The following is a 22,233-nucleotide window of genomic DNA, read 5'->3' on the forward strand; positions in this document are numbered from 1 at the left end:
GAGAATGCCATGCCCGTCAACAAAACTGAGGTTTACCACCAGCGCTTTAACAAGGTGTTTGATTATATCGATCAACACCTTGACGATCCGCTGTTGCTGGAACAACTTAGCGAAGTCGCCCATTTTTCGCCCTACCATTTCCACCGGCAATTTACCGGTTACTGCGGTGTCGCGCCGGGGCGCTACATTCAGTTGATGCGTCTGAAACGTGCGTCATACCGGCTGGCATTCAATCCGTCCGAGAAGATTATCGATATTGCGCTGGATGCAGGCTTTCAGCATGCGGAGTCGTTCAGTCGTGCGTTCAAGCAGATGTTTGCGATGACGCCGAGCGAATTTCGTCAGCAGCCCGCCTGGGTCAGTTGGCACCAGCGTATGCCGCAGTTACAGACCAAACGGAGAGAAACGATGCCGGTCACTATCATCAATTTTCCCGCCACCCAGGTGGCGATGTTGTCACATTACGGCCAGCCCGAACGCATTATGGAGACGGCGGCGCGTTTTATCAGCTGGCGCAAAACTACCGGGTTATCACCGATTGTCAGCAGTCAGACATTTGGCATTGCCCACCATGACCCGGCCAGCACGCCCGCAGAGATATTCCGCTTTGATATCTGTGGCTCGATAACAGCCCCGATCCCGGAAGATAATGCGTTTGGTGTGGTCAATGCGCTTATCCCCGCCGGTCGCTGTGCGCTGTTGCGTCATCATGGTTCGCATGATGCGATTGCCGCAAGCGCGCGCAGGCTTTATAGCGACTGGCTGCCCGCCAACGGTGAGGAACTGCGAGATTTTCCACTGTTCTTTCATTATCAGAACTTTATTCACGATGTGCCGGAACACCAACTGATCACTGACATCTATCTGCCATTGAAATAGCAGAAACTCCCGACAGCGTTTGCTGGCGGGAGTTTCTCGACACAGCGCGCCCATATCGTGGCAGAATAGCCGCCCGACCCATCAGAATCGTGCAAGAGAGAGACGATATGTCAGATGATATCGAGCAGCGCATCTATGAACTTGTCCGTCGTTATGATGGCGTTTATCTGTTTAAGCAAAAAACGCTGTCGCCGCAGATTGATATCGATAGCGATCTCAATTTTGACGCCGATGAAGCGGCCGCGCTGATGGAGGAGTTTTTCTCCGAGTTCAACGTGGCGCGCGGCACCTTTACTATCGAAACCTACTACCCACCTGAACCATCGCTGGGCGCGATCCTCAATCCTTTCAACAAACGCCAGGTGCCGGTGGTGCCGGATTTCACGTTGGGTATGTTGATTGAATCGGCTAAGGCCGGGCGCTGGTTGTATGAATAATTAGCGTTTCTGATGCACGCCAAAGCCGCTTTCCCCTGGCGCAATGTCCTCCCTGAGCGTCAGCGCCGGGATGACATAATCGCCACCATTTTGCCGCCGAAACGCAATCGGTTCGCAGGTCGCTAAGGTATCCAGTCGGGTAGCCAGCGTATCGCACCAGCTGGCGAAACGCGCGTCCGCCGCTTTCTGCACCTGATACAACACCACCGGTGGCAGCACGCTAAAGCCCGGATAGAACAACATGCCATGCTGGATGGGGAACAACAGATCGTCGATGGGACCATTGATGCCACGCGGGCTGTAATGTGATTCCCAGCCGCCAGTGGTGACCACCAGCATCGCCCGTTTACCCGCCAGGTTACCTTCACCGTAGCGTTCTCCCCAGCGGCTTTCGTTATGTTCGCCCACGCCATAAGCGAAGCCACAGGCATAGACGCGGTCAAACCAGCCTTTCATGATGGCGGGCATGGAGAACCACCACAGTGGGAACTGGAAAATCACCGCATCCGCCCAGCGCAATTTTTCCTGTTCTGCGGTGATATCCGCCGCCTGTTGCTGATGTTCATAGGCGAACCGGGAATCCAGCGAAGCGTGAAAATACTCGCCCACCAGCGGAGCCTGCGTATCCGCAGCATCCAGTTGCGCTTTCCAGTTCATGGCATAGAGATCTGACACCTGCACCTGATGCCCGGCGTTTTTTAGCTGCTGTACACTGAAATCTTTTAACGCTCCGTTCAGTGAATGGACTTCCGGGTGAGCGAAGACAATCAATACATTCATGGTGTAATCCTGTGAGAACAAAGTGGATGCAGGCTACGTCATGGCTGGATATAGTAGAAATCAATTGCTGATATCTCAGGTATAGACACGGTGAATATCGGAGCGCTGGATTTAAATCTACTCCTCACACTCGATGTGCTGCTGGCCGAACTGAATGTGACGCGAGCGGCACAGCGCCTCAATCTGTCGCAACCCTCGGTGAGTGCGCAACTGGCGCGGCTGCGCAGCATCTTTAACGATCCGCTGTTGCTGCCCGGCCCGCGTGGCATGGCACCGACGTCTCGGGCGGAAGCGCTGCGCGAGCCGCTACGGCTGGCGCTGGAGTCGCTGCAACGGGCGATTGCCCCTCCGCAGGCTTTTGAACCTGACAAGGCAAACCTGACCTGGCGTATTGCTGCCACCGATTACATGTCCTCGGCGATCATGCTGCCGGTGATCGGGACGTTGCGGGTCGCAGCACCGGATTGCCGTGTGGCGGTGTTTGGTCTTAATCCGCCGCTGGTGGCGCAGCAACTGGAGAAAGCCGAGCTGGATTTGATTTTCCATACTGGCGATCGCGCCCCTGAGACGTTGCATCAGCGCAAATTGTTCAGTGAGCGTTACATGCTGGCCGGACGTATTGGTCATCCGCATTTACATCCGGGCCTGACGCTGGATACGTTCTGTCAGCTGGAACATCTTATCGTCTCGCCGGACGGTGGCGGATTCAGCGCCGCTACCGACAGCGCGCTGGCCAGGATCGGACGCACGCGGCGCGTGGTGTTATCGGTGCCACATTTTCTTTTTATGCTGGAAGTGTTGGCGAGCAGCGACATGGTCGCGGTGCTGCCGGAGCGGCTGGTACGCCGCTCAACGCAATTGCAGGTTATCGAGCCGCCGCTTGATGTGCCGGGGTTTGATATTTTAATGATGTGGCACGAACGTATGCAGCGCGATCCGGCCCATCAGTGGTTAAGGCAACAGATTATGGCCGCAGTGTAACCTCGTACTCTGGCGGATTTTTGGCTGCCATTGCGGCTAATTTCTCGTCGGCAACCTGAAATCCGGGACAGCTCGCCCAAATGTTTTTGCTGCCAATGATATAGACGCGTTTTTGTGCGCGGGTCACCGCGACATTAAGCAGGTTAGGTTTGGCGGAAGCCCATTTAGCGGCTCCCCGGGTTCGGGCATCCAGCCCGAGCACGATAATCACATTTTTCTCTTCTTTCCCCTGGAAGGTATGTACCGTTCCCACCCGGTCATCTAACCAGCGTTTAATCCCTTCTACGTGACCAAGTTCGGCACGGAGCAACGACTTCAATTGGTTTTTGACCTGGCGGAAGGGCGAAATGACATACACATCCGGCAGATTGTCATGAGCGTCTAACCATGATGTCACCATTTGCAGCACCCGCTGTCCCTGGGCAGGCACATAGTGTTTTCCCTGAACCTCGCCGCCAATATCCAGCCAGCGACTGGCTCCCCAAACGCTACTGTCCCTGGGCCAGCGTTGATCGCGGCCATGCAGCATTTTGTTGTTATACGCAATGGCATTCGCAATGCTAAACATCGGTTCATCGCAACGTCGATGGACACGTAACGGGCTGCCAAGCCAGTTATTCTTCGCGATTTGCGCAGTACCATAAGGGTTGACGCGGTCAGCCAGATTTTGCACCGATTGGGTGGTTGGCGACCATTCTAGCCATTCAGCGCCAAAGGCGCGTTCGGCGAGGGTTTCGACAAATGCCGGGGGGATAGTAAACACGGGCTCGATTTGCAGTGGATCGCCAACCACCACGGCCCGTCTGGCTCGCCACAGCGCACCAGCGGCCTGTTGTGGCGTTGCCTGTCCTGCTTCATCAATAAATAGCCAGCCAATCTCTGCGAAGCTGAAATGTTTAAACTGTCGATGGACCGAAGCAAAGGTCGATGACACCACTGGCACAATCATAAATAACAGCTGCCAGAGCGCCAGGCTTGCTCGTCGATCGGTGATGCTGCCATTGATTGCATCACTTAACGAGAACAAAACCTCTTTTAAATTGCACTTACGGTAAGACGCTTTCAGCCAGGCCTGATGCAGGTCCAGTGCGCATGCCATCAGCTGGCTGCGCGCGGCATTTAACGCTGCACCCTGACCAAACGCGCTGCGCTGCACCTGTTCCGCTTCGATATCGGTATCCGCGCCAGCAAACATCACATCCGGGTACTGCCGCTGTAGCTCGTCGCAATGCTGCTGCGCGGCTTCTAGTTCTGCAAGCACCTGTTTTGCCCGTTGTTCTTCAAGATTTAGCGTTGCCTGCGTGGCGACCAGGCGACGATGTAATCCCGCACAAATGGCTTTTTCCCGACAAATTTTTTCAATACGTAATGTCCACCAGCCAGGAATACGTAAAGCGCGTTTAGCGATGACGGCCTGAAGTTGGTAAAGACGCAGGTTTAATTTTTCCCGCTTGCGCAGCTGTTGCTGGTGGGCGTTGCGCCGATCATTTTGTGTTTCAAGCAACTGAAGATCGCGCAAAATATCCTGATAGTGCTTTTCGGCATGCTTAAAGGCGAGCTTCGCTTCTGCGAAGGTTGTTATATTGGCACCATTGATGGCAGAGAAAAGATTGCGATATTCATCTGCTGGCGCCGGGGCAATGGCGGATTTATGGCTCTGCGTAAAAGCCCGCTCCTTAAATTGTTCGCGATTTTTTTGTTTCCCCAACGCGACCGCGATAAGTCCCCAGCAATCTTCTTCCGCTGACAGCGGATCAATGGCAAATGTTTTGCCTTGTTGCTTTTCGCCTGGAGTGAGATGGCGCGAGGTTGCTGCAACTTTACGTGCTGAGGGTTTTAAATAATCAACCTCTTTCCAGTCATCGCCGAGACTTTTAATTTGTGGCAGCTCGCGTGAGATATTTTCTACCGCGGTATTGTTACTTGAAACCACCACCATCTCGAAGCCGGTAAGTTCATCACGCAGGCAGGGAATCATGCGGGTTTCATTATTTACCCTTAACGGGATGCTAGAGGAAAAGGCATCTTCAACCTGGTGGAGATTCGCCAGCATGCCAGCGCGTTTCACCAGATTATTGGCAATCACATCACGTAATAAAGTGGTTTTCCCGGTGCCCGGCGGCCCATTAACGGAAAAAAGCCCGGTCTCCGTCAGTTCATCTGCAAGCGTATTAATGGCAAATTGCTGCATCAGACTCATATTGTGCTGAGCATCGGACAGCCAGCGTCCGGGAGGCAGTTTATTTAACCGCAGATGATCAACCAGCAGCGCTCGCCCTTCCGGTAACAGCAAATCCGCTTTTCGCTGGCGATCACCCGTCAGATAGCGACCCAAAGGTGAGGCCGCATCCAGCCCATGCTGGCGGATATATGTCATCGCCTGCTCAATATCACGCAGATAAAAACTGTTCAGAATGCTGATGTCACCTGAGCGATCCTCTGCGGATAAGGCATGATGACTGCCGGTTATCAGGGCTTGTTGCGTTATTTGGCTCAGTTCCGGCAGGCGTCGGGGATCGATTGTTTCCCCAGGTTGTTGCTGATTCCTCACTTCTCTTAATTTAATAAATAATGCAGGAACCTGGATTTGCGGCTGGAAAGATGTCCACTCGGCCATTGCCTGCAAAAACTCGATAATCTCAAAGGTCGTCAGAACTTGTGGTAAATGGTGTTGCTGCTTAATATTATTCGCAACGGTAATAATACTTTTAAAGCGGTCGTGAAGTTTTTTTGTGCTCAGTTCATAGTTTTCAAACCGCAGATTATCCAGGCTGCCTTTTTTTAATTGTCCTAATGCCCAGGTCACGGTGGAAAATTCAAAGCTATCGCTGTCTATAACGCCATGCGGATCAACCACACATTTTATCGAGCAAGTACGCCCGTCATCGCCAATCTTTTCAACATCAATATCGCTGATTGTCGGAAAGGATTGCTGTGCTTGTTGGAATATTTCCTGACGATCAAAAATACCGAAAAAAAGCTCATAGCGATATTTTTTAGTGGGAGAGTAGCGGTGGCCAGCCCGCCTCACTTGCTCAGGATTGATCCACGGGAGGATAGTCAGCGATTGCAGGGCTTCCATCTCAATTTGCAACACGCCATCGGCATTATCTTCAAGATCTTTAATATCTGTCGATTCGAAGAATTCAATTTTGTGCCAATACTCGAGAATATGAATGGCCTGGTGCGTTGCGGAATTTGAGTTATGGCTGTCCATGTTAAGTTGCAGTCCTTATGGAAAAGTACGCAGTTTTGGACATACTACTGCGTTGAATGATACTTGTTCAATGATTAGCAACGTTGCTTAATTTTCTGCGGATTTAGTCGGAAATTCGAAGACGTTCTCATGGCTATGATTGGACCCATCTTATATCGCTAAAAATTCACTTCTCCCGGCCTGAAAAACTGCGCACACTATCCACCTTTATCATTATGGAGAGATGGTATGACATCCCGAAACCTGCTGGCGATCGCGCTGTTTGCCAGCATGGCCGCGCCGCTGTGGGCTGATGACAGCGGTATTTCCTTCAGCCATAAAGACTGGGAGCTGGCGTGTGATAACACGCTGACCTGTCGGGCGGCAGGCTACAGCACCGAAGAGGGCGCGGGTGGTTCGGTACTGCTGACACGCCAGGCCGGGGCAAATACCCCGGTAAGTGGCGAGGTAGTGCTGGCAGATGCAATGGAGGATGAGCCGAAACCCGTGGCGATGCTGTCGTTATGGATCGATGACAACTCACTGGGTGAGTTGCAGAAAGCCGATAACGACGAATGGCGCTTAACGGAGGCCCAGACACAGGCGGTGATCCGCGCAGTGAAAGGCAACGGCACGGTCGAGTTTCGTGGTGGTGAAGAACCGTTTGAACTGTCGGATAATGGCGCCTTTGCGACCTTGCTAAAAATGGATGATGCGCAGGGGCGTCCCGGCACGCCAGGGGCGCTGGTCAGAAAAGGCGATAAGCCGGAAAGTAGCGTGTTGGTGGCGGTTGCTGCGCCAGTCATTCTGCAGGTTAAAGTGATGCAAGCCCAGCCGCGCGCGCTCACTGCCCAGGAGTTGTCATCGGTTAAACCGCAATTGATTGAGTCGCTTACCGATGATGACAGCTGCGATAATTTGCAACCGTCCGATGACCAGCCAGAAGAGGGGGCTGAGCCAATCACCCTGACGCCAGTCGATAAAACGCATGTGCTGATCTCCGCACTGTGCTGGCGCGGCGCCTACAACGAAGGCTATGGCTTTTGGTTGATGGACAAGCGATTGCAGCAAAAACCCGAACTGATTACCGATTCCGCCTCTGACTACCACGACGGCGTGATTTCGCTGGCGCAGAAGGGGCGGGGCATCGGTGATTGCTGGAGTACTGCCGCCTGGGTGTGGGATGGCAAAGACTTCCAGCAAACCAGCGAGGCCACCACGGGCATGTGTCGTGCTATCCGGGCGGGTGGCCCCTGGCAATTGCCCACGCTGGTGACCAATGTGAAGCCAGCGCGATGAGATGGTTTTGCCTGATACGCGATAAATCGCGCCGCTACGCCAGGTATTATTTCATGCAGCACTGCTTATATTTTTTGCCGCTGCCGCACGGACAGGGATCGTTACGTCCAATCTTCTCACCGGCAAAATAGGGCACCTGGGGGGCTGGCTCAGGCTGTGACAGGCGCTGCTCCTGCCAGTAATCATGTAGCTGCAAGGCCGCCGGGCGAATCGCTGCGATACTGGCTTCAAACTGTTCCGGGGTGAAGCCGTCCAGTTGGGCAAAATTTTCTTCGCTGCCGTGTAAGGCAATGGCGTCGAGTGCCGGTTGCTGGGCTTCCGGCAGGGCTGACCAGTCATCCTGTGCCACGCCGCGCATATAGCCAAAGCACCACTCTTCCACCACGGTAAACTCCTGACCTTCCATCTCACGAGTGCCGAACAGCGGATCAAACTGGTCCGGGAACTCGCTCAGGCGCTCGGCGATATCGTTCATATGCTGGAAGGTCAGGGTCATAAAGCGATCCATTTCACGTTCGCTCGACCACTTCGGGATGTATTTCTGGCCGCCCCACATCGCCACCAGCCACTCGCTTGGTTCAATATCATTGGGGCCGGAAAGCAACGCAGTCAGCATGCCATCCAGTTCAGCAACATCCACCACGGAGTGCTCAGTGCCGTATTTCTCCAGCATCTCTTCAAGCCAGTTCAGCTCTTTTTCGGTTAACGGGCCGTGGTTCATACGGTATCTCCTGCGATCGGTGCTCATTGACGGGCTCATTGCCCGACGTCGATAACGCGCGATTATAGCGGGAAGCGGAGGGATTCAGCCATCAATTGCCACTTTTCAGCTATCCATTGCTGAACCTTTCCTAAAAATCATTTCCCATAACATATTTCGCAACATTATTGGCTCTGATTCGCGACCAATGTCAGCGTAAACACTGAACTTGCTGCATTAAGGACGCAAATATCATGAGTGTTGGCACTTTGCCGGTACTGGACTTAGGGCTGCTGGAGTTACCCGGCGCTGCGCAGGCAGAACATCTCACTGAGTTACGCGAAACGGCACGCGATGTCGGTTTCTTTTACCTGGTGAATCACGGCGTCAATGCGCAGCTGCTGCAAAATGTGCAGAGCATCACCCGCGCTTTCTTCGCCCTGCCAGAGGCGGAAAAACAACGCGTGTCGATGATCCATTCACCCCATTTTCGCGGTTACAACCGTGCCGGGGTGGAATATACCCGTGAGCAACGTGACCAGCGTGAACAGTTTGATATCGGTGCCGAGCGTGTCGCGTTAACGCTACAACCTGGCGATCCGGCATGGAAGCGATTGCAGGGACCCAATCTGTGGCCGGACGCATTGCCGCAGTTGCGTCCGGTGATCCATGCATGGCAGCAGGAGATGACCGGTGTGGCACTGCGCCTGCTGCGTGCATTTGCCCGCTCGCTGTCTCTGCCTGCTAATGCCTTTGATGCCCTCTACGGCACCCATCCAAACGAACATGTGAAGCTGATTCGCTACCCTGGGCAGGCGGCACATGAGAGCCAGCAGGGTGTCGGGGCGCATAAGGATTCCGGCTTTCTCACCTTTTTGTTGCAGGACGAACAGCGGGGATTGCAGGTAGAGGTCACGCCGGGCAATTGGGTTGATGCGTTACCGAAACCTGGCGCTTTCGTGGTGAATATTGGCGAACTGTTGGAGCTGGCGACCAATGGCTATTTGCGTGCCACCGTGCATCGTGTGGTTTCGCCTCCGGCACGTAAAGAACGCATTTCCATCGCCTTTTTTCTTGGCGCGCAACTGGACGCACAGGTGCCGCTCTATCAATTGCCGGCATCGCTGGCGGCCGAGGCGACGGGGCCAACCAGCGATCCGGCAAATCCACTGATTCGTGACGTTGGCTGGAATTACCTGAAAGGACGTTTGCGATCCCATCGTGACGTGGCTCTGCGTTACTACACCGATGCACTCAATACCGTTAAATCATAAGAAAAGGGAAACTCATGGACAAAAAAGTGATAGCAGCACTGGCTTTATTTTCTCTGGCGAGCAGTTATGCTTCCGCGGCCGCACTGCGTGTGGCTGCCGATCCGGTACCGCACAGCGAAATTCTCAATCAAATCAAGCAAACCGATAAAAAGCTCGATTTGCAGGTGATTGAACTGAACGGCAACCTGAATGCCAACGAGCTGCTGGCGCGGGGGGATGTTGATGCTAACTATTTCCAACATGTGCCGTACCTGCGTGACCAGGAAAAGGCGCTGGGCGAGAAGTTCGCCGTGGTGGCAACGGTCCATATCGAGCCATTGGGGATTTATTCGCACAAAATCAAATCCTTGAAAGATGTGCCTCAGGGGGCGCAGGTAGCGGTACCCAACAACGTGACCAATTTGAGTCGTGCGTTGTATCTGTTGCAGGCTAACGGGTTAATCAAACTAAAAAGTGGCAGTGCCGGTTCGTTGGTCACCACCGCAGATATCAGCGATAACCCGCATCAGTTGAAAATTATTGAAATCGAAGCACCGCAACTGCCTCGCGCGCTGGATGATGCCACGCTGGCGATTATTAACGGTAACTATGCGTTGCAGGCAGGTCTGGTACCGTCAAAGGATGCGCTGGGACTGGAGCAGGCGAAAGACAACCCGTATGCCAATGTGTTGGTTACAACACCGAAGCTGGCACACGACCCACGTATTCTGGAATTGGCGAAAGATCTTGAGTCAAAGCAAACTGCTGAATTTATTAACCAGCAGTACAAAGGTTCGGTGATCCCGGTGCACCAATAATTCCTGCCACCACCCGTATCTGGCGGGTGGTGTTCCCCTCCATCTGTGTTATATTTCGCCGGATATTTCACGGTCTGTTTTGTTCTAATTTATTGATTTAACTTAAATCAACTGTGGTTCCTTTCTGACATCCGGGGTTTTGTGATGCAACATGGCATCGTCACCTGTTGCTTGCGTCTGTTAACGGTGGCAACGGCGGTTTTTTTGCTCAGTAGCTGTGGCACGCTCTCGCAGACATCGGCCCCGGTCAGTGACAATATTTACCTTTCGCATGCGTCATTCGAGGATAATGTCGATGACATGGTGCGGCATTACATGCAGCAAAAGCAGGTCTCCGGCATCAGCATCGCCATTATTCATCAGCGTGGTGAACCCCAGTTTTACAGCTATGGCGTCACTGATGCTGTGCATCGTTATCCCATCACACCGGATACCTTGTTTGCCCTGGGATCGCTGAGCAAAGGGATCACCGCAGAGGTGATTATCCAGTTAGTCAATCGTGGCGAGCTGCACTGGACGGATACCCTGGCGACGTTGCTGCCCACGGCTGTGCCACTCAGCGCTGATGCCAGGCGCATAACCTTGCTACAACTGGTGACGCACACCTCGGGCCTGCCACGTCAGGACATGGATTTGTCGATGTTTATCAAATTCATGCGCTACCTCTCCAGCGGCGAGAATTTTTACGGCAATTTAGATAGCGATGAGGTGCTGAACTATCTGGCGGATTTCCGTGCACCAGGCAATCCACAGGCACAATATTCCAACCTGGGTTACGCCCTGCTTGGCTATATCCTGCAATATCACTTTCATCAGAGCATCGAAGTCCTGGCCCAACATAATGTATTTATTCCACTGGGCATGACCAGCACCAGCTTTGCTGCCTCTCATCTACACAATTTCCCTTACCGTGCGCTGGGCCATGCTGGCGATCAGCCAAAGTTGATTCCGCGAGGTCAGCTGACGCCAGACTGGCAATTTCGTCACAACATGGTGGCTGCGGCGAGCCTGTACAGCAACGCGCGGGATCTCATCCGCTATCTCGGTGCGCATCTCAGCGCCACGCCTGATGAGGCCATTAATCAGGCTTTTGCCCAGGTCGGGCAGGGCTATCAGCAGCACGGTAATCAGTCACAAAATATTGCCTGGGTTACCGACAGCTACGGCGATCAGCGCATTACCTGGCAGGTAGGCTATATTGGCGGTTACTCCAGCTTTATCGGGTTTGATCAGGCCAACGGCAATGCCATCGTGGTGCTGCAAAACGCGTTTAACTGGAGTAATTACCTTGGCATTGCGTTATTGAGGGATTTGGTGCGGCAGTAACACGGTTGCTTGCAATTAAGCCTTGCAGAATTGCGTGGCGGCTGTTGTATGCTGTCCGGCGAAATTTGACGCGCAGGACGCGGTGCAAAGCGCACCGGGGAACCTTCTGCGTGCCGCAATTGTCAGTAAATTGAACATTGAATAATTAACCAGAGTGGACATCACCATGCGCAGGACTCACGCCGTACTTCTTTCTGCAGGACTTTTTCTGGGCTCGTTAACCCTGACGCCCGCCGCGCTGGCCGAAGGCGAGCAAACTGATAACGTGCCACCGCCGCCGCAGGTTGAGCAAACCGCGCCAGACGCACAGGCCCAGGCACCGGTAGTGGCAACCCCGGCGCAACCGCAGGATAACGCCGCACAGCCTGTCGCACCGAACAACTACGATCTCACCACTATCGTGATTGATTACAAAGAATATAAAGTCGGCGATGTGGTGCCGGATGAGTATCGCGGTAAATCCTACATCATTAGCGAATGGCAGCCGCGTCACCTGCCAGCACCGCAGGAAGATACCCATTGGGCATATATCAACGCTAACTACATCCTGATCACCAATGACACCGGTAAAATCGTGATGGCGAAATCCGGTGACATCTTCTTTAAAGGCTAGCGATTAATCAGGCGCGCCAACTGCGCCACCGCATTGCTGATTTGACTGGTGCTGGTATTACCGTATCCCAGCACCAGTCCTTGCTGTTTGTGCTCTCCCAGATAAAACCCTGACAGTGCGCCGGGCGCGCAACCTGACTGAATCAGTTGGTCTGCCAACGCGATATCCTGTATTGCGGGTGGGAGCTGTAATACCAAATGCATGCCACATTCCCCACCGAGCAATGAAACCTTTTCACCCAATTGTTGGATGAGTGCGTTGCGCAATGCGGTCTGACGTTGTCGGTACAGGCGACGCATTTTGCTCAGATGACGACTGAAATCGCCATTGCGGAGAAAAGCCGCCAGCGCCTGCTGCTCCAGGCGATTACCGCCACGCAGCACTTCATGCAGCGCCGGGCGCAGACGCGGTAACAACTGGGGCGGCAACACCATAAAACCCAGACGCAATGCAGGAAACAGGGTTTTGCTGAATGAACCCACGTAAATCACCGGGGCGTGCTGCGCCATCCCCTGCATTGCCGCGATGGGTTCGCCGCTGTAACGAAAATCACTGTCGTAGTCATCTTCAATAATCCACGCCTGATGCTCCCGCGCCGCCGCCAGTAACGCCAGACGGCGTGGCGCACTCATCACCACGCCAGTGGGATACTGATGGGTCGGTGTGGTGTAAATCAACCTTGGTGGACGTTGTTGCCAGTCTTGCGGCTGCGGTGCCAGCCCGTGAGTGTCTACAGCGACAGGCTCGATGTGCAGATCTCCCGTGCGCATCGCGGCTTTCGCCCCGCGATAGCCCGGTTCTTCCACCCAACCGATGTCACCCGGATTGCTGAGGAGCAACACACATAATGACAGCGCCTGTTGTGCGCCTTCGGTGATGACAATTTGCTCCGGGGTGCAGCGTACTCCGCGTGCCAGAGCAAGATGTTGGGCCAACGCTTCACGTAATGCACTTTCCCCAAGCGGATCGCCATAGCCCAGCAACTGGTGAGGCTGATGTTGCATCACGCGATTAAATACGCGTCGCCACTGGGCGAGTGGAAAATGCGACAGCGCCGGCACGCCTGGCCTCAGCGCCATTTCCTGACTGAACGGACGGTGTGATGAATTTAACTGGGCCACGCGAGTTGCCAGCCGTGGCTCGCTGTCATGTCCTGCCATAGCAGCAGGGGCGGGGAGCTGTGCAACCGGCGTGACGCGGCTACCCTGGCGATCGCTCACCAGAAAACCTTCAGCCTGTAGCTGTGTCCAGACGGCGATCACCGTATTACGTGAAACCTGAAGTTCAAGTGCCAACTGGCGCGTGGCGGGCAGTCGGGTGCCTGCGGGGAGTTTGCCAGCCAGAATCGCCTGCCGGATACGCTGGAACAGCTGCTGCTGTAGCGTCAAAGGGTGATGGCTTGCCAGCGGTGCCGTTAGCAGGGTGCTGAGGTCGAAGTCGTTCATGCCGTGCTCGCGTGGATCTAACAATAAGCATGATTGTGGCGCTTTTTACAGGGCCAGCAAAGTGGCAAATTACCTCTACCCAATCCAACGACAGGGAAACACGATGTCTCAGAACACCAATGCCTGGGGGCAACCCGTGGGGTTTGCATTACCTGACTGGCAACCGCGTCCACGACCGGAATTTATCCCCTTTACCGGCGACTATTGCTTCCTCGAACCGCTCAGTGCCGAACGTCATGGTCGCGAACTCTATGCTGCCTATGCGCTGGCGGAAGATGGCCGGGACTGGACCTATATGTTTGCGCAACCCTTCAAGGATGAAGCGGCCTATCTGGCGTATGCGCGTCAGATTGAGAATGGGCAAGACCCCATGCATTTCGCGGTGATTGATAAAGAAAGTCGGCGTGCTGTCGGAACGCTGGCGTTGATGCGCATCGAACCTACGCATGGCGTGATGGAGATTGGGCATGTGGCGTTTTCTCCGCTTTTAAAGCAAACGCGTATGGCAACCGAGGCCCATTATCTCCTGATGCGCTATGCCTTCGAACAATTTGGCTACCGCCGCTACGAGTGGAAATGTGACAGCTGCAATCAGCCATCACGTAATGCGGCACTGCGGCTGGGGTTCCAGTTGGAAGGGATTTTCCGTCAGGCCATTGTCTATAAAGGCCGCAGCCGTGATACCTGCTGGTTTTCGATTATTGATAGCGAATGGCCGCAGGTGAAACTGGGCTTTGAACGCTGGTTGTCAGCGGATAACTTCGACGCCGGGGGAAGGCAGCGCAACCGACTGGAAGCGCTGCGTCAGGGTTAAGTGAGAAAGATATATTTGCTGGCGGCAAGCACGATGGCACAGGTTGCTGCCATCATGACCCGCTTCAGCCATTGCAGCTCTTTCTTCATCCCAACAATGTCGAGATTCATGCCACTGATACGGGAATCCGTGTGATCAAAACGCGCTTCAAGTTTTTCGAAGCGCTTATTAACCTGGTCGAAACGTTGATCAACGTGTTCAAAGCGCTGATTGACGTTCTTCTAAAACTGGTCGACCCGATCTTCAAGGCGGTCAACGCGTGTCTGGAGCGCTTGTTGTCCTTTTACCACCCCTTCCATCGCCTGGGATAAATCGGCTTTAGTCAGTGAATGTTCCTGCTGCATTTCGGCGAAGATCTCGACCAGCACTTCTGCCTGGCGTTCGTCCACACCTGCCTGCTGCAACGATTTGAACGCTTTATGGGTATTCATCATCGTCAGTATCATCCCTGTTCTCCCTGAATGGTTTTCTCCTGGGGAGAAACCTATCTGGGATGTGATAGTTGCGCCATGTGACAGTATGTATTTTGCGCGCTATCTCGAAAAAAATCAATTAGGACAACGAGTAACGAGATTTTCAGGGGCAGGCCGCCTGTGCCGTGGCACAGGCGGGTGGGGGATTAATTATGTGCGTATTTACCGCTAATTTTTTTGCCGGAAGTTGGGGTTTCATCCTCTTCATCGGTGATGGCGGGCACGGACAGGCTGGCTTTTACTCCCCAAAAGTAGCAGACCAGTGAAGCAACGATGGCGAGGATCATATCCAGTGGCGCACCAATCACACCGCTGCCGCCATAGGTGCCGAGCATGGAAATCACCATTACGGCGATGTAGTAGGCCAGTAGCCACCATGCGCACTGCAAATCCTGACGGAACTGGCTGTTTTTCTTGCCAAAAATGGCATAGCCAATCCAGGCGACGATCAGGATCGGGATGAGGATCTCATTCACTGACCAGCCACTCCAGTAGATCAGCAGAGTACTGGCAACAAAGGCCAGAGGACTGAGGATCGCGGCAATCGGTAAACGGAACGGGCGCTGCATATCTGGCAAGTGGTTACGGAACGCGCCCAGGGTAATTGGACCGGGCATATAGGTAAACACCGTTGCGGAGGTCACTGCACCAATCAAGCCACCCCATACCTGAAACTCTGATGGCAGCGTCCAGACGATCGCCAGTAGCAGTGACAGCCACAACGCGCCACGAGGCACACCAGATTTCGCATCCACTTCACCAAACACCTTGAACAGATGGCCGTTGCGCGCCCACGCGAAAAGTACGCGTGCGGCCCCAGCCAGATAGATGTTACCGGTCCCGGCCGGTGAAATGACGGCGTCGATCAAGATCAGGTTAATTAACCAGGTAAGACCAAGGCTGCGTGCCAGGTCAGCATAGGGAGACTGGAATACCTGCTTCAGACCAGCCCAGCCGTGTTGCGACAGTAAATCTGTCGGCACTGCACCCATAAAGGCGTATTGCAGTGCCAGATAAATAACGAAACTGACGGCGATAGCGATACCAATCGCCAGCGGCACGTTGCGCTGTGGGTTTTTGGCTTCGCTGGCAAAATCCACCGCCTGACGAAAACCGAGGTAGGCAAACACGATCCCTGCGCCGGTCAGTGAACTGAACACGCCATGAGCACCACCCGGAGGTGCCGGTGGCACCTCAAGATTTGGCGCATGGAAGTAGAGCAGCAGGGTGACAATGGTCAGCAGCGGCACGATAAATTTGAAGGTGGTGACAATGGTGTTAACGCGGCCAAAGAAACTGACGCTCCAGTAGTTAAGCAGGAAAAACACCACCAGCAGCCCAATCTGCACGGCAAAACCCAGTCCGGTCGGGCTGCCATCAGCATGTCCCAGCGCTGGCCACCAATAAATGGCGTACTGACGCACGGCTTCAACCTCCACCCCGGCCGTGCTGGTGTAGGCGAGCAGTGAACTCACGCCAATAACAAAACCGACGATATTGCCGTGTGAATAGTTGGGATAGCGCACAAAGCCGCCCGCGCGCGGCAGCGCCGATGAAAGCTCGGCATACACCAGGCCAATCAGCAGCACGATCACTGCCCCTAATACCCACGCCCAGCCAGTATGGCTGCCCGCATAGCCGGAACTATTGAGTGCGGCATATAACCAGCCCGACCCAATCATCGATCCAATGCCAAGTAACGACAGATCGACCAGCCCTAATTTCTGTTTTAGCCCACTTGACGCCATAACATGCCCCTGTCTGATTATTAGATGTTGTGAGAGGGGAATAAAGCATATTGCGTGCCAGTAATATTTTACGGATGTGAAGGTTTAGCGATGAAATAAATATTCTGGCATCACCTGGAGAATGGGCGGTTTAGGTAAATGCCTGACATGGAAATAGGGATTCAATATATTCGGGAACTACCTGAACCTATGGATTCGCGGTGCAGGACGCACCGCGATGATCCGAAATATACATTATGCATGTAGTTGAAACATTATGTCATCCCTGCAACAGGAATGACATAATTCCCGTTAACCCTGCGGTTGTGGAATAATTTTAATATCCACCATGCCAATACCTAATTTACGAGGGTCCTGGCCGATGATATTTCCCACATTGGAGAGCTGAGGTTCCGGCGGGGCAATAATTAAATTATGGCTGCCGCCAGGATTGGTGAAATGCAGCGTGGTGGTCGATACATCGTCACCCAAGGTTAATTCCTGCTGCTGATCGCCAACGCGAACCGGAATTGGCCGATGCGCATTGGGGCCAAATGCACGGGCGGTGATCACCACATCAAAACTTCCCGGCAGCGGATCGACATATTCGATGTTCACTTCCGGTGCCAGATTGGCGTTGGACCAGCGTCCCCACAGCTCCGGGCGTGAAATACCGGTAAAGCTTTTCACGCTTTGCGGTGCGCCGGGCACGTTGAGCATAAAGCTGTCAGCGCTATAGCGAATGGCGTTGTCTTCAATACGGATCTGCTGCTCATTGTGCTGATATTGCGCATCGCTGAGGGTGGTTAGCGGGAAGATCGCTTTTCCCTTCCACACCGGTTTATCAATACGCGTAACCGTTGGCTGACCGCCCATCTGCCCCATTGAGAGACAGAGGTCGCTGGAAAGTGCCAGATCAGGCTGCCACAGGCGCGCCATCTTAAAGCAGCGATCCACCCAGACGAACTTCTCCGCAGCGGTAAAGTCTGCCAGTTGATATCGCAGCGGCGCGGAATACTCACCTTCCGGCAGCGGTTCCACGCGTTTGTCGCCCACGCGGAACAGAATCGGCAGCTTGAAGGTGGTACCTGAGAAACTGAAAGTGTTCTTCTGCTGGTCGATGGTGAAGGCATCGAGCTTGCTGGGGAAATTCCACAGCTGGATGATATCCGGTTTCCATGTCAACACCTTCTGCGTCATGTTATCAAACTGCGCGGAAAGCGAAGGGGAACTGAGCCCGCTGCGGCCAAGGCCAATGGCTTTATCGCCACCGAGAATATCCAACACGGTGGCACCGTTATCCAGCGTGCTGCGCTTGCCATCCAGCACCTTCGCTTCAGGCTGATCGCCACGGATCACCATAAACAGGTCATGGCGTGGTTGCTGGATCAGATATTGATGCGCGGTGTTATTCATCGCCAGGTGATCGGACGTCACCACAATGATGGTGTTTTTAAACCACGGCGAGGCTTTAATACGTTCAATCAGTCGCGCCACATGTTCCTGGGAGCAGGCCACCGCACTGAATGACTGATTTGGTTTGCCATCATAGCTATAGCTTTTATGTTGGCAGGTTCGGGAAATAAAGCCGTCCGGGTGGTGGGTATCGACGGTGAGGGTAAAGAGCGCAAAGCGTTTCTGCTGCCGCGACAGTTCCTCATACTTCTTAAACACTTCATCCATCACGGTATCATCGTAATAACCCCAGTTGTTGCGATAGTCAGGGTCAGCCACGCGATCTTTCAGTTCCTGCGCACCGTACATATGTGCCGGGTCAAAACCATGCGATTTCAGGAAGGTATCTTTACCGGCAAAGCGCAGGTCGGCACCCTGAATAAACCAGTTCTCGTAGCCGGAATTCTTCAGGATATCGCCGAGACAGATATTTTGTGGGAAGAAGCTGGACAGTGCGGCCGACGCATTGTCCTGGAACGGAGCAAACAGCGGAATCCCACATTGTGAGCCGACCATACCGGCGATGGTGTAATCCGTGCCGGGCAGTTGTTCGGTGTTGCTGAAATCCAGGCTTTGATCTTTTTCACGACTCAGCTCGGGCGCCAGGCCGGGGAACGTTTTTTCGTTAAAGTAGGTTCGCTCCAGACTTTCGCCATAGATATAGACCAGGTTGAGCTTTGGCTCGCTAATCACCGATTTTGGCGTCTTGTAGTAAGTCTCGAAATCGGAATCCGCCAGTCGATTATGGGAAGCAATTAAATCTTTCACCTGACGAAACGCCGGGGTGGTTTGCACTGAACCCGCAGCACAGGCGATAGCCAGCAGGCTCCAGCCAAGATGGTGTTTCTGTTTGCGGCGACGTAGCAGCCATGTGAGCAGACAGAACAGAAGAAATAAGGCAATGATGATACCGATCGCCGGCACCACGTATTTGCTGACACCCGCACCGGTCAGGCTGTTAGTCAGGGTATAGAGCACCGCGTCATTAATCCCGTCGCCAGTAAAATAGTTGCTGGCAAACAGCGTGATGTTGAGCACGATGAACAGGGTAAGAAGAAGCAAAATCACACCAAACCAGAACTTATTACGCCCGGCTTTGTGGGAATAGACTGCAATCGCAGCTAAAAAAAGTACAACCGATAATACTTCGGACAAGGTCGGATCCTCAGGCTGATTGAATACGCAATCCGTGCGTAACCACCCTCTTTGGGGGTTTTTGCGTCAATCTATATTGGCTGTCACATGTCTGCAACACGACCAGTCAGATTTGTGCGGCTGATTTGACTTTGTTTAAAGCGGGTTTAGGCAGGCTATGGTTTGCACTGGCAGCAATCAAACATCGCTGCCAGATAAGGGGGAAGAGAAGAGGATCAGAGTTTGCCGGTCAGGTACTGCGCTTCGCCATCGGCAAAGCTCCAGTCACCTTTATTATTGGTAATAAAACTGATCATCAGGTCATTGCCCTGCACGCCACAGTTTTCCTGTAACTCGCGTGCTAACTCTGCCATGAAGAGCGTTTTCTGTTCTTCACTTCTCGGGCTGGTGTAGACCCGTACCATCACCAGATTGTCACTGCGCTCAAAACCGAGGCCGGTATCCTGAAAAACCATCTGATATCTTTTGTTTTCGTGAACAATCTGATAACGATCGCGGGGTGGGACTTTAAAAGCAGTCAGAACGGCGCGATGAGCCGCATCCAGCAGAGTACGTAATTCTGATTCAGAACGGCCCTGAATCACGTCAAATTGCAGTAACGGCATAAATAAACCCTCGTTTTTGCTCACATGGAAAGAGTAGGATGTGGTGCTATGCTGCCGTGTACCGTTGCAAAGAAAAAGCGCGCTGCCTGAAATGATTATTTATTATTTTGAACAATCATCATGAAAGAGATTAAAACCGATGCACTTTGGGTGCACCTGCACTGGCTGACCGTGCTGGCTGAGTTGGGGAGCTTTACCCGTGCGGCTGAACGGCTGGACGTCAGTAAGGCGGCGATGAGTCAAAAGATTAAAGAGCTGGAAGAAATGGCGGGCGTCGCGCTGGTGCAACGCACCACCCGCAGCGTACGCCTGACATCTGCCGGAGAAAAGCTGGTGGATGAGCTGCGAGATCCCTTTGCGCGTATTGAGCAGAGTTTTTTCAGCGTGCGTGATGAAGCGGGCCCGGTACGCGGCATGGTTCGTGTCAGCGCCCCCGTAGCCTTTGCCCGGCAGCAATTGGTGCCGATCATCGGCGATTTTTTGCGTGAATATCCGCAGGTGCGTATCCAACTGGATGTGACCGACCGCTTAGTCTCGCTCGGCAGTGAGGGTTTTGATTTGGCGATTCGTCACAGCCAGCAGTTGCCGGAAACGCATGTCGCATTGCCGCTGTGTGAAACCCAGACCTTATTGGTGGCGTCCCCCGCTTACCTGGCGGAGCAGGGTACACCACAAACCCCACAGGCATTGCAGCAGCATAATTGCCTGTACTATCCGCGCGGGCTGGAGTCACCACAGTGGCGTTTCCGTCAACTTAACGACGCCAGCGAAACGGTGCTGGTCAGAATCCAGGGGAATTTTGCCACTAACAATAGCGAATCGATTCGCGATGCGGCGTTGCAGGGGCTGGGCATTGCTATGCTGCCAGATTTCAGCGCCAGCGCGGCGCTGGCGGCGGGTACGTTACAACGGGTTTTACCGCAATGGCAGTCGGTGGACGCCTTCGCCGATCGTTTATGGGTGGTGCGCCCTTATGCGGCCCAGGTGCCACGGGCGGTCACCACCTTTATTCACTGGCTACGCGCGCGCTTTGTTGATGGCTGAGGGCGACACCAGCGCAACCGGTGCATGGGGTTGCATCATTTGTCCCAGCAGGCTGGTGCGATTGTAGTTGCCAAGGCGCAAGTTGAAGTCGAGATGCTGACGTTCATTACCGCTTAATTTAATCACCGGTGGCGGGGTGTGCGGGCGCTGCTGAAATAACACCGATTTAGCAAACGCCGCACTATTCCAGCCGCTCAGGCGTTGATAAAAGTAGGCATTCGCTTCGCCCTTGCGCAGATAGATATTCGCCCGGCGATATTCACGCATCGCCGCCTGTTGCGCCAGGGAGCAAAGTTGCTGCTCCGGCTCGGCAATTTTTTGCGCCAGCAGGGTAAAATCATCGCGCTTATTCAATTCACTGAAGAAACGTTGCGCCCCAAGATGTTTAATCGGCGCGTACTGCTTCTGCCATTCGCGGATAAAAGGATTATTGGGGCTGGCGGCGAGAAACCAGTTTTCCATCACCGGCGACAGGTAATTCATGGTTGAGACTTCGCAATAAAAACCAATCACATCCATAGGACGTTCCTGATGCACACGATGTACCCAGGCGAGATCTTCAAACAGCAGGGTGCTGCAATCAATGGCGATACCACCGTAGCGTAATAATAATTCCAACCGAATGGCATCACTTTTTTGTTTCAGCGTTAATTCTGGTGAAGTGAAGATAAAATCGGGCAAGACTTCTTTTACCGTCTGACGATTTAACAAATGCACCTGATGATCGGGATTATCCTGGCGGATTTTTTGAATATTTAACGCCATTGATTTCGGTAAATATTCATCGTCCCAATACATCCAGACTATTTTAGGGATATCTGCCAACTCTTTTTCGGCAGAAATCAACACCACGTTATCCTCTTCGCTCGGATCGTATTCCGGAGCGACAAGGCTATTTTGCTGCTTTTTTTGCAGTAACATCTGGCCGGTAAAAGCAATTTTCTGCCAGTTTTGCCACAGCATACGGGCAGTTTGGAGGCGTTTTTTTGTCATGGTGCACCTGATTATTGTGATTATCGCGGTTGGGGATTCCCTGATGCTGGCGCGTGGGCGCGCTCTTGTTTCCTCACGGCTGTGTGTAAAAGACTACCCTTGCTTAATAAAACATTCCTGCGCGCGAGACCATCATTTTCTTTATCTTTCAGATAAACCGGAAAATGAATGAGCCACTCAAGTTAAAATTATCATTAAATAAATTTGGTAATCGGTGGTTGTTTAATTAAGCACGGATAA

At 53.3% G+C, this 22,233-nt stretch carries 19 protein-coding genes; 10 read left to right on the plus strand and 9 right to left on the minus strand.

The window, feature by feature from the left end:
• Window positions 1-9: 9 nt before the first annotated feature.
• Together L579_RS18930 and L579_RS18935 are read left to right on the plus strand one after the other, a co-directional pair.
• Complete coding sequence (locus L579_RS18930; protein WP_021185782.1) at window positions 10-879, plus strand: AraC family transcriptional regulator; 870 nt, start codon at window positions 10-12, stop codon at window positions 877-879.
• 107 nt (window positions 880-986) lie between these two features.
• A complete protein-coding gene (locus L579_RS18935) occupies window positions 987-1,316 on the plus strand; it encodes a DUF1493 family protein (protein ID WP_021185783.1) in 330 nt (109 codons plus the stop codon).
• Here L579_RS18935 and L579_RS18940 read toward each other — a convergent pair whose 3' ends face one another.
• The gene (locus L579_RS18940) at window positions 1,317-2,096 is read right to left on the minus strand and encodes an NAD(P)H-dependent oxidoreductase (protein ID WP_021185784.1); all 780 of its coding nucleotides are present in this window, start codon (window positions 2,094-2,096) and stop codon (window positions 1,317-1,319) included.
• Window positions 2,097-2,186: 90 nt separating this feature from the next.
• Here L579_RS18940 and L579_RS18945 point away from each other — a divergent pair, with 90 nt between their 5' ends.
• Window positions 2,187-3,077: a LysR family transcriptional regulator gene (locus tag L579_RS18945; protein ID WP_021185785.1), complete on the plus strand. Its 891-nt coding sequence runs from the start codon at window positions 2,187-2,189 to the stop codon at window positions 3,075-3,077.
• On the opposite strand, the gene L579_RS18950 is transcribed toward L579_RS18945, so the two are convergent.
• Window positions 3,061-6,294 (minus strand): DEAD/DEAH box helicase, encoded by a 3,234-nt coding sequence (locus L579_RS18950; protein ID WP_021185786.1) that lies wholly within the window; start codon window positions 6,292-6,294, stop codon window positions 3,061-3,063. The genes L579_RS18945 and L579_RS18950 overlap by 17 nt on opposite strands.
• 228 nt (window positions 6,295-6,522) lie before the next feature.
• On the opposite strand from L579_RS18950, the gene L579_RS18955 reads away from it, so the two are divergent.
• Window positions 6,523-7,572 carry a DUF1176 domain-containing protein gene (locus L579_RS18955; protein WP_021185787.1) on the plus strand — a complete coding sequence of 350 codons (1,050 nt, stop codon included), beginning with the start codon at window positions 6,523-6,525 and terminating at the stop codon, window positions 7,570-7,572.
• Between the two features lie 46 nt (window positions 7,573-7,618).
• On the opposite strand, the gene L579_RS18960 is transcribed toward L579_RS18955, so the two are convergent.
• Window positions 7,619-8,293, minus strand: a complete 675-nt coding sequence (locus L579_RS18960) for a YecA/YgfB family protein (protein ID WP_021185788.1) — start codon at window positions 8,291-8,293, stop codon at window positions 7,619-7,621.
• A 233-nt stretch (window positions 8,294-8,526) separates the two neighbouring features.
• On the opposite strand from L579_RS18960, the gene L579_RS18965 reads away from it, so the two are divergent.
• From L579_RS18965 to L579_RS18980, 4 genes are all read left to right on the plus strand, one after another.
• Complete coding sequence (locus L579_RS18965; RefSeq protein ID WP_021185789.1) at window positions 8,527-9,546, plus strand: isopenicillin N synthase family dioxygenase; 1,020 nt, start codon at window positions 8,527-8,529, stop codon at window positions 9,544-9,546.
• 14 nt (window positions 9,547-9,560) lie between these two features.
• Window positions 9,561-10,343, plus strand: coding sequence for a MetQ/NlpA family ABC transporter substrate-binding protein (locus tag L579_RS18970; protein ID WP_021185790.1), 783 nt, complete (start codon window positions 9,561-9,563; stop codon window positions 10,341-10,343).
• 144 nt (window positions 10,344-10,487) lie between these two features.
• Window positions 10,488-11,669 (plus strand): serine hydrolase domain-containing protein, encoded by a 1,182-nt coding sequence (locus L579_RS18975; RefSeq protein WP_021185791.1) that lies wholly within the window; start codon window positions 10,488-10,490, stop codon window positions 11,667-11,669.
• A gap of 166 nt (window positions 11,670-11,835) precedes the next feature.
• Window positions 11,836-12,282, plus strand: coding sequence for an RcnB family protein (locus L579_RS18980; protein ID WP_036627485.1), 447 nt, complete (start codon window positions 11,836-11,838; stop codon window positions 12,280-12,282).
• Here L579_RS18980 and L579_RS18985 read toward each other — a convergent pair.
• Window positions 12,279-13,727: a MocR-like pyridoxine biosynthesis transcription factor PdxR gene (locus L579_RS18985; protein ID WP_021185793.1), complete on the minus strand. Its 1,449-nt coding sequence runs from the start codon at window positions 13,725-13,727 to the stop codon at window positions 12,279-12,281. The two genes, L579_RS18980 and L579_RS18985, sit on opposite strands and share 4 nt — an antisense overlap.
• Before the next feature lie 103 nt (window positions 13,728-13,830).
• Here L579_RS18985 and L579_RS18990 point away from each other — a divergent pair, with 103 nt between their 5' ends.
• Window positions 13,831-14,541 carry a GNAT family N-acetyltransferase gene (locus L579_RS18990; protein ID WP_021185794.1) on the plus strand — a complete coding sequence of 237 codons (711 nt, stop codon included), beginning with the start codon at window positions 13,831-13,833 and terminating at the stop codon, window positions 14,539-14,541.
• Window positions 14,542-14,762: 221 nt separating this feature from the next.
• On the opposite strand, the gene L579_RS24210 is transcribed toward L579_RS18990, so the two are convergent.
• From L579_RS24210 to L579_RS19010, 4 genes are all read right to left on the minus strand, one after another.
• Window positions 14,763-14,987, minus strand: a complete 225-nt coding sequence (locus tag L579_RS24210; RefSeq protein ID WP_235056628.1) for a hypothetical protein — start codon at window positions 14,985-14,987, stop codon at window positions 14,763-14,765.
• Between the two features lie 173 nt (window positions 14,988-15,160).
• Window positions 15,161-16,762 carry an APC family permease gene (locus tag L579_RS19000; RefSeq protein ID WP_021185797.1) on the minus strand — a complete coding sequence of 534 codons (1,602 nt, stop codon included), beginning with the start codon at window positions 16,760-16,762 and terminating at the stop codon, window positions 15,161-15,163.
• Window positions 16,763-17,053: 291 nt separating this feature from the next.
• On the minus strand, window positions 17,054-19,351 hold the full coding sequence (gene opgB / locus L579_RS19005; protein WP_021185798.1) for a phosphatidylglycerol--membrane-oligosaccharide glycerophosphotransferase: 2,298 nt from the start codon (window positions 19,349-19,351) through the stop codon (window positions 17,054-17,056).
• A 215-nt stretch (window positions 19,352-19,566) separates the two neighbouring features.
• Complete coding sequence (locus L579_RS19010; protein ID WP_021185799.1) at window positions 19,567-19,956, minus strand: tautomerase family protein; 390 nt, start codon at window positions 19,954-19,956, stop codon at window positions 19,567-19,569.
• Window positions 19,957-20,076: 120 nt separating this feature from the next.
• Here L579_RS19010 and L579_RS19015 point away from each other — a divergent pair, with 120 nt between their 5' ends.
• Window positions 20,077-21,000, plus strand: a complete 924-nt coding sequence (locus L579_RS19015; RefSeq protein WP_021185800.1) for a LysR family transcriptional regulator — start codon at window positions 20,077-20,079, stop codon at window positions 20,998-21,000.
• Here L579_RS19015 and L579_RS19020 read toward each other — a convergent pair.
• On the minus strand, window positions 20,974-21,993 hold the full coding sequence (locus tag L579_RS19020) for a glycosyltransferase family 32 protein (RefSeq protein WP_021185801.1): 1,020 nt from the start codon (window positions 21,991-21,993) through the stop codon (window positions 20,974-20,976). The two genes, L579_RS19015 and L579_RS19020, sit on opposite strands and share 27 nt — an antisense overlap.
• Between the last annotated feature and the right edge of the window lie 240 nt (window positions 21,994-22,233).

The sequence above is a fragment of the Pantoea sp. AS-PWVM4 genome, assembly GCF_000468095.1.
Lineage (GTDB): Bacteria > Pseudomonadota > Gammaproteobacteria > Enterobacterales > Enterobacteriaceae > Pantoea > Pantoea phytobeneficialis.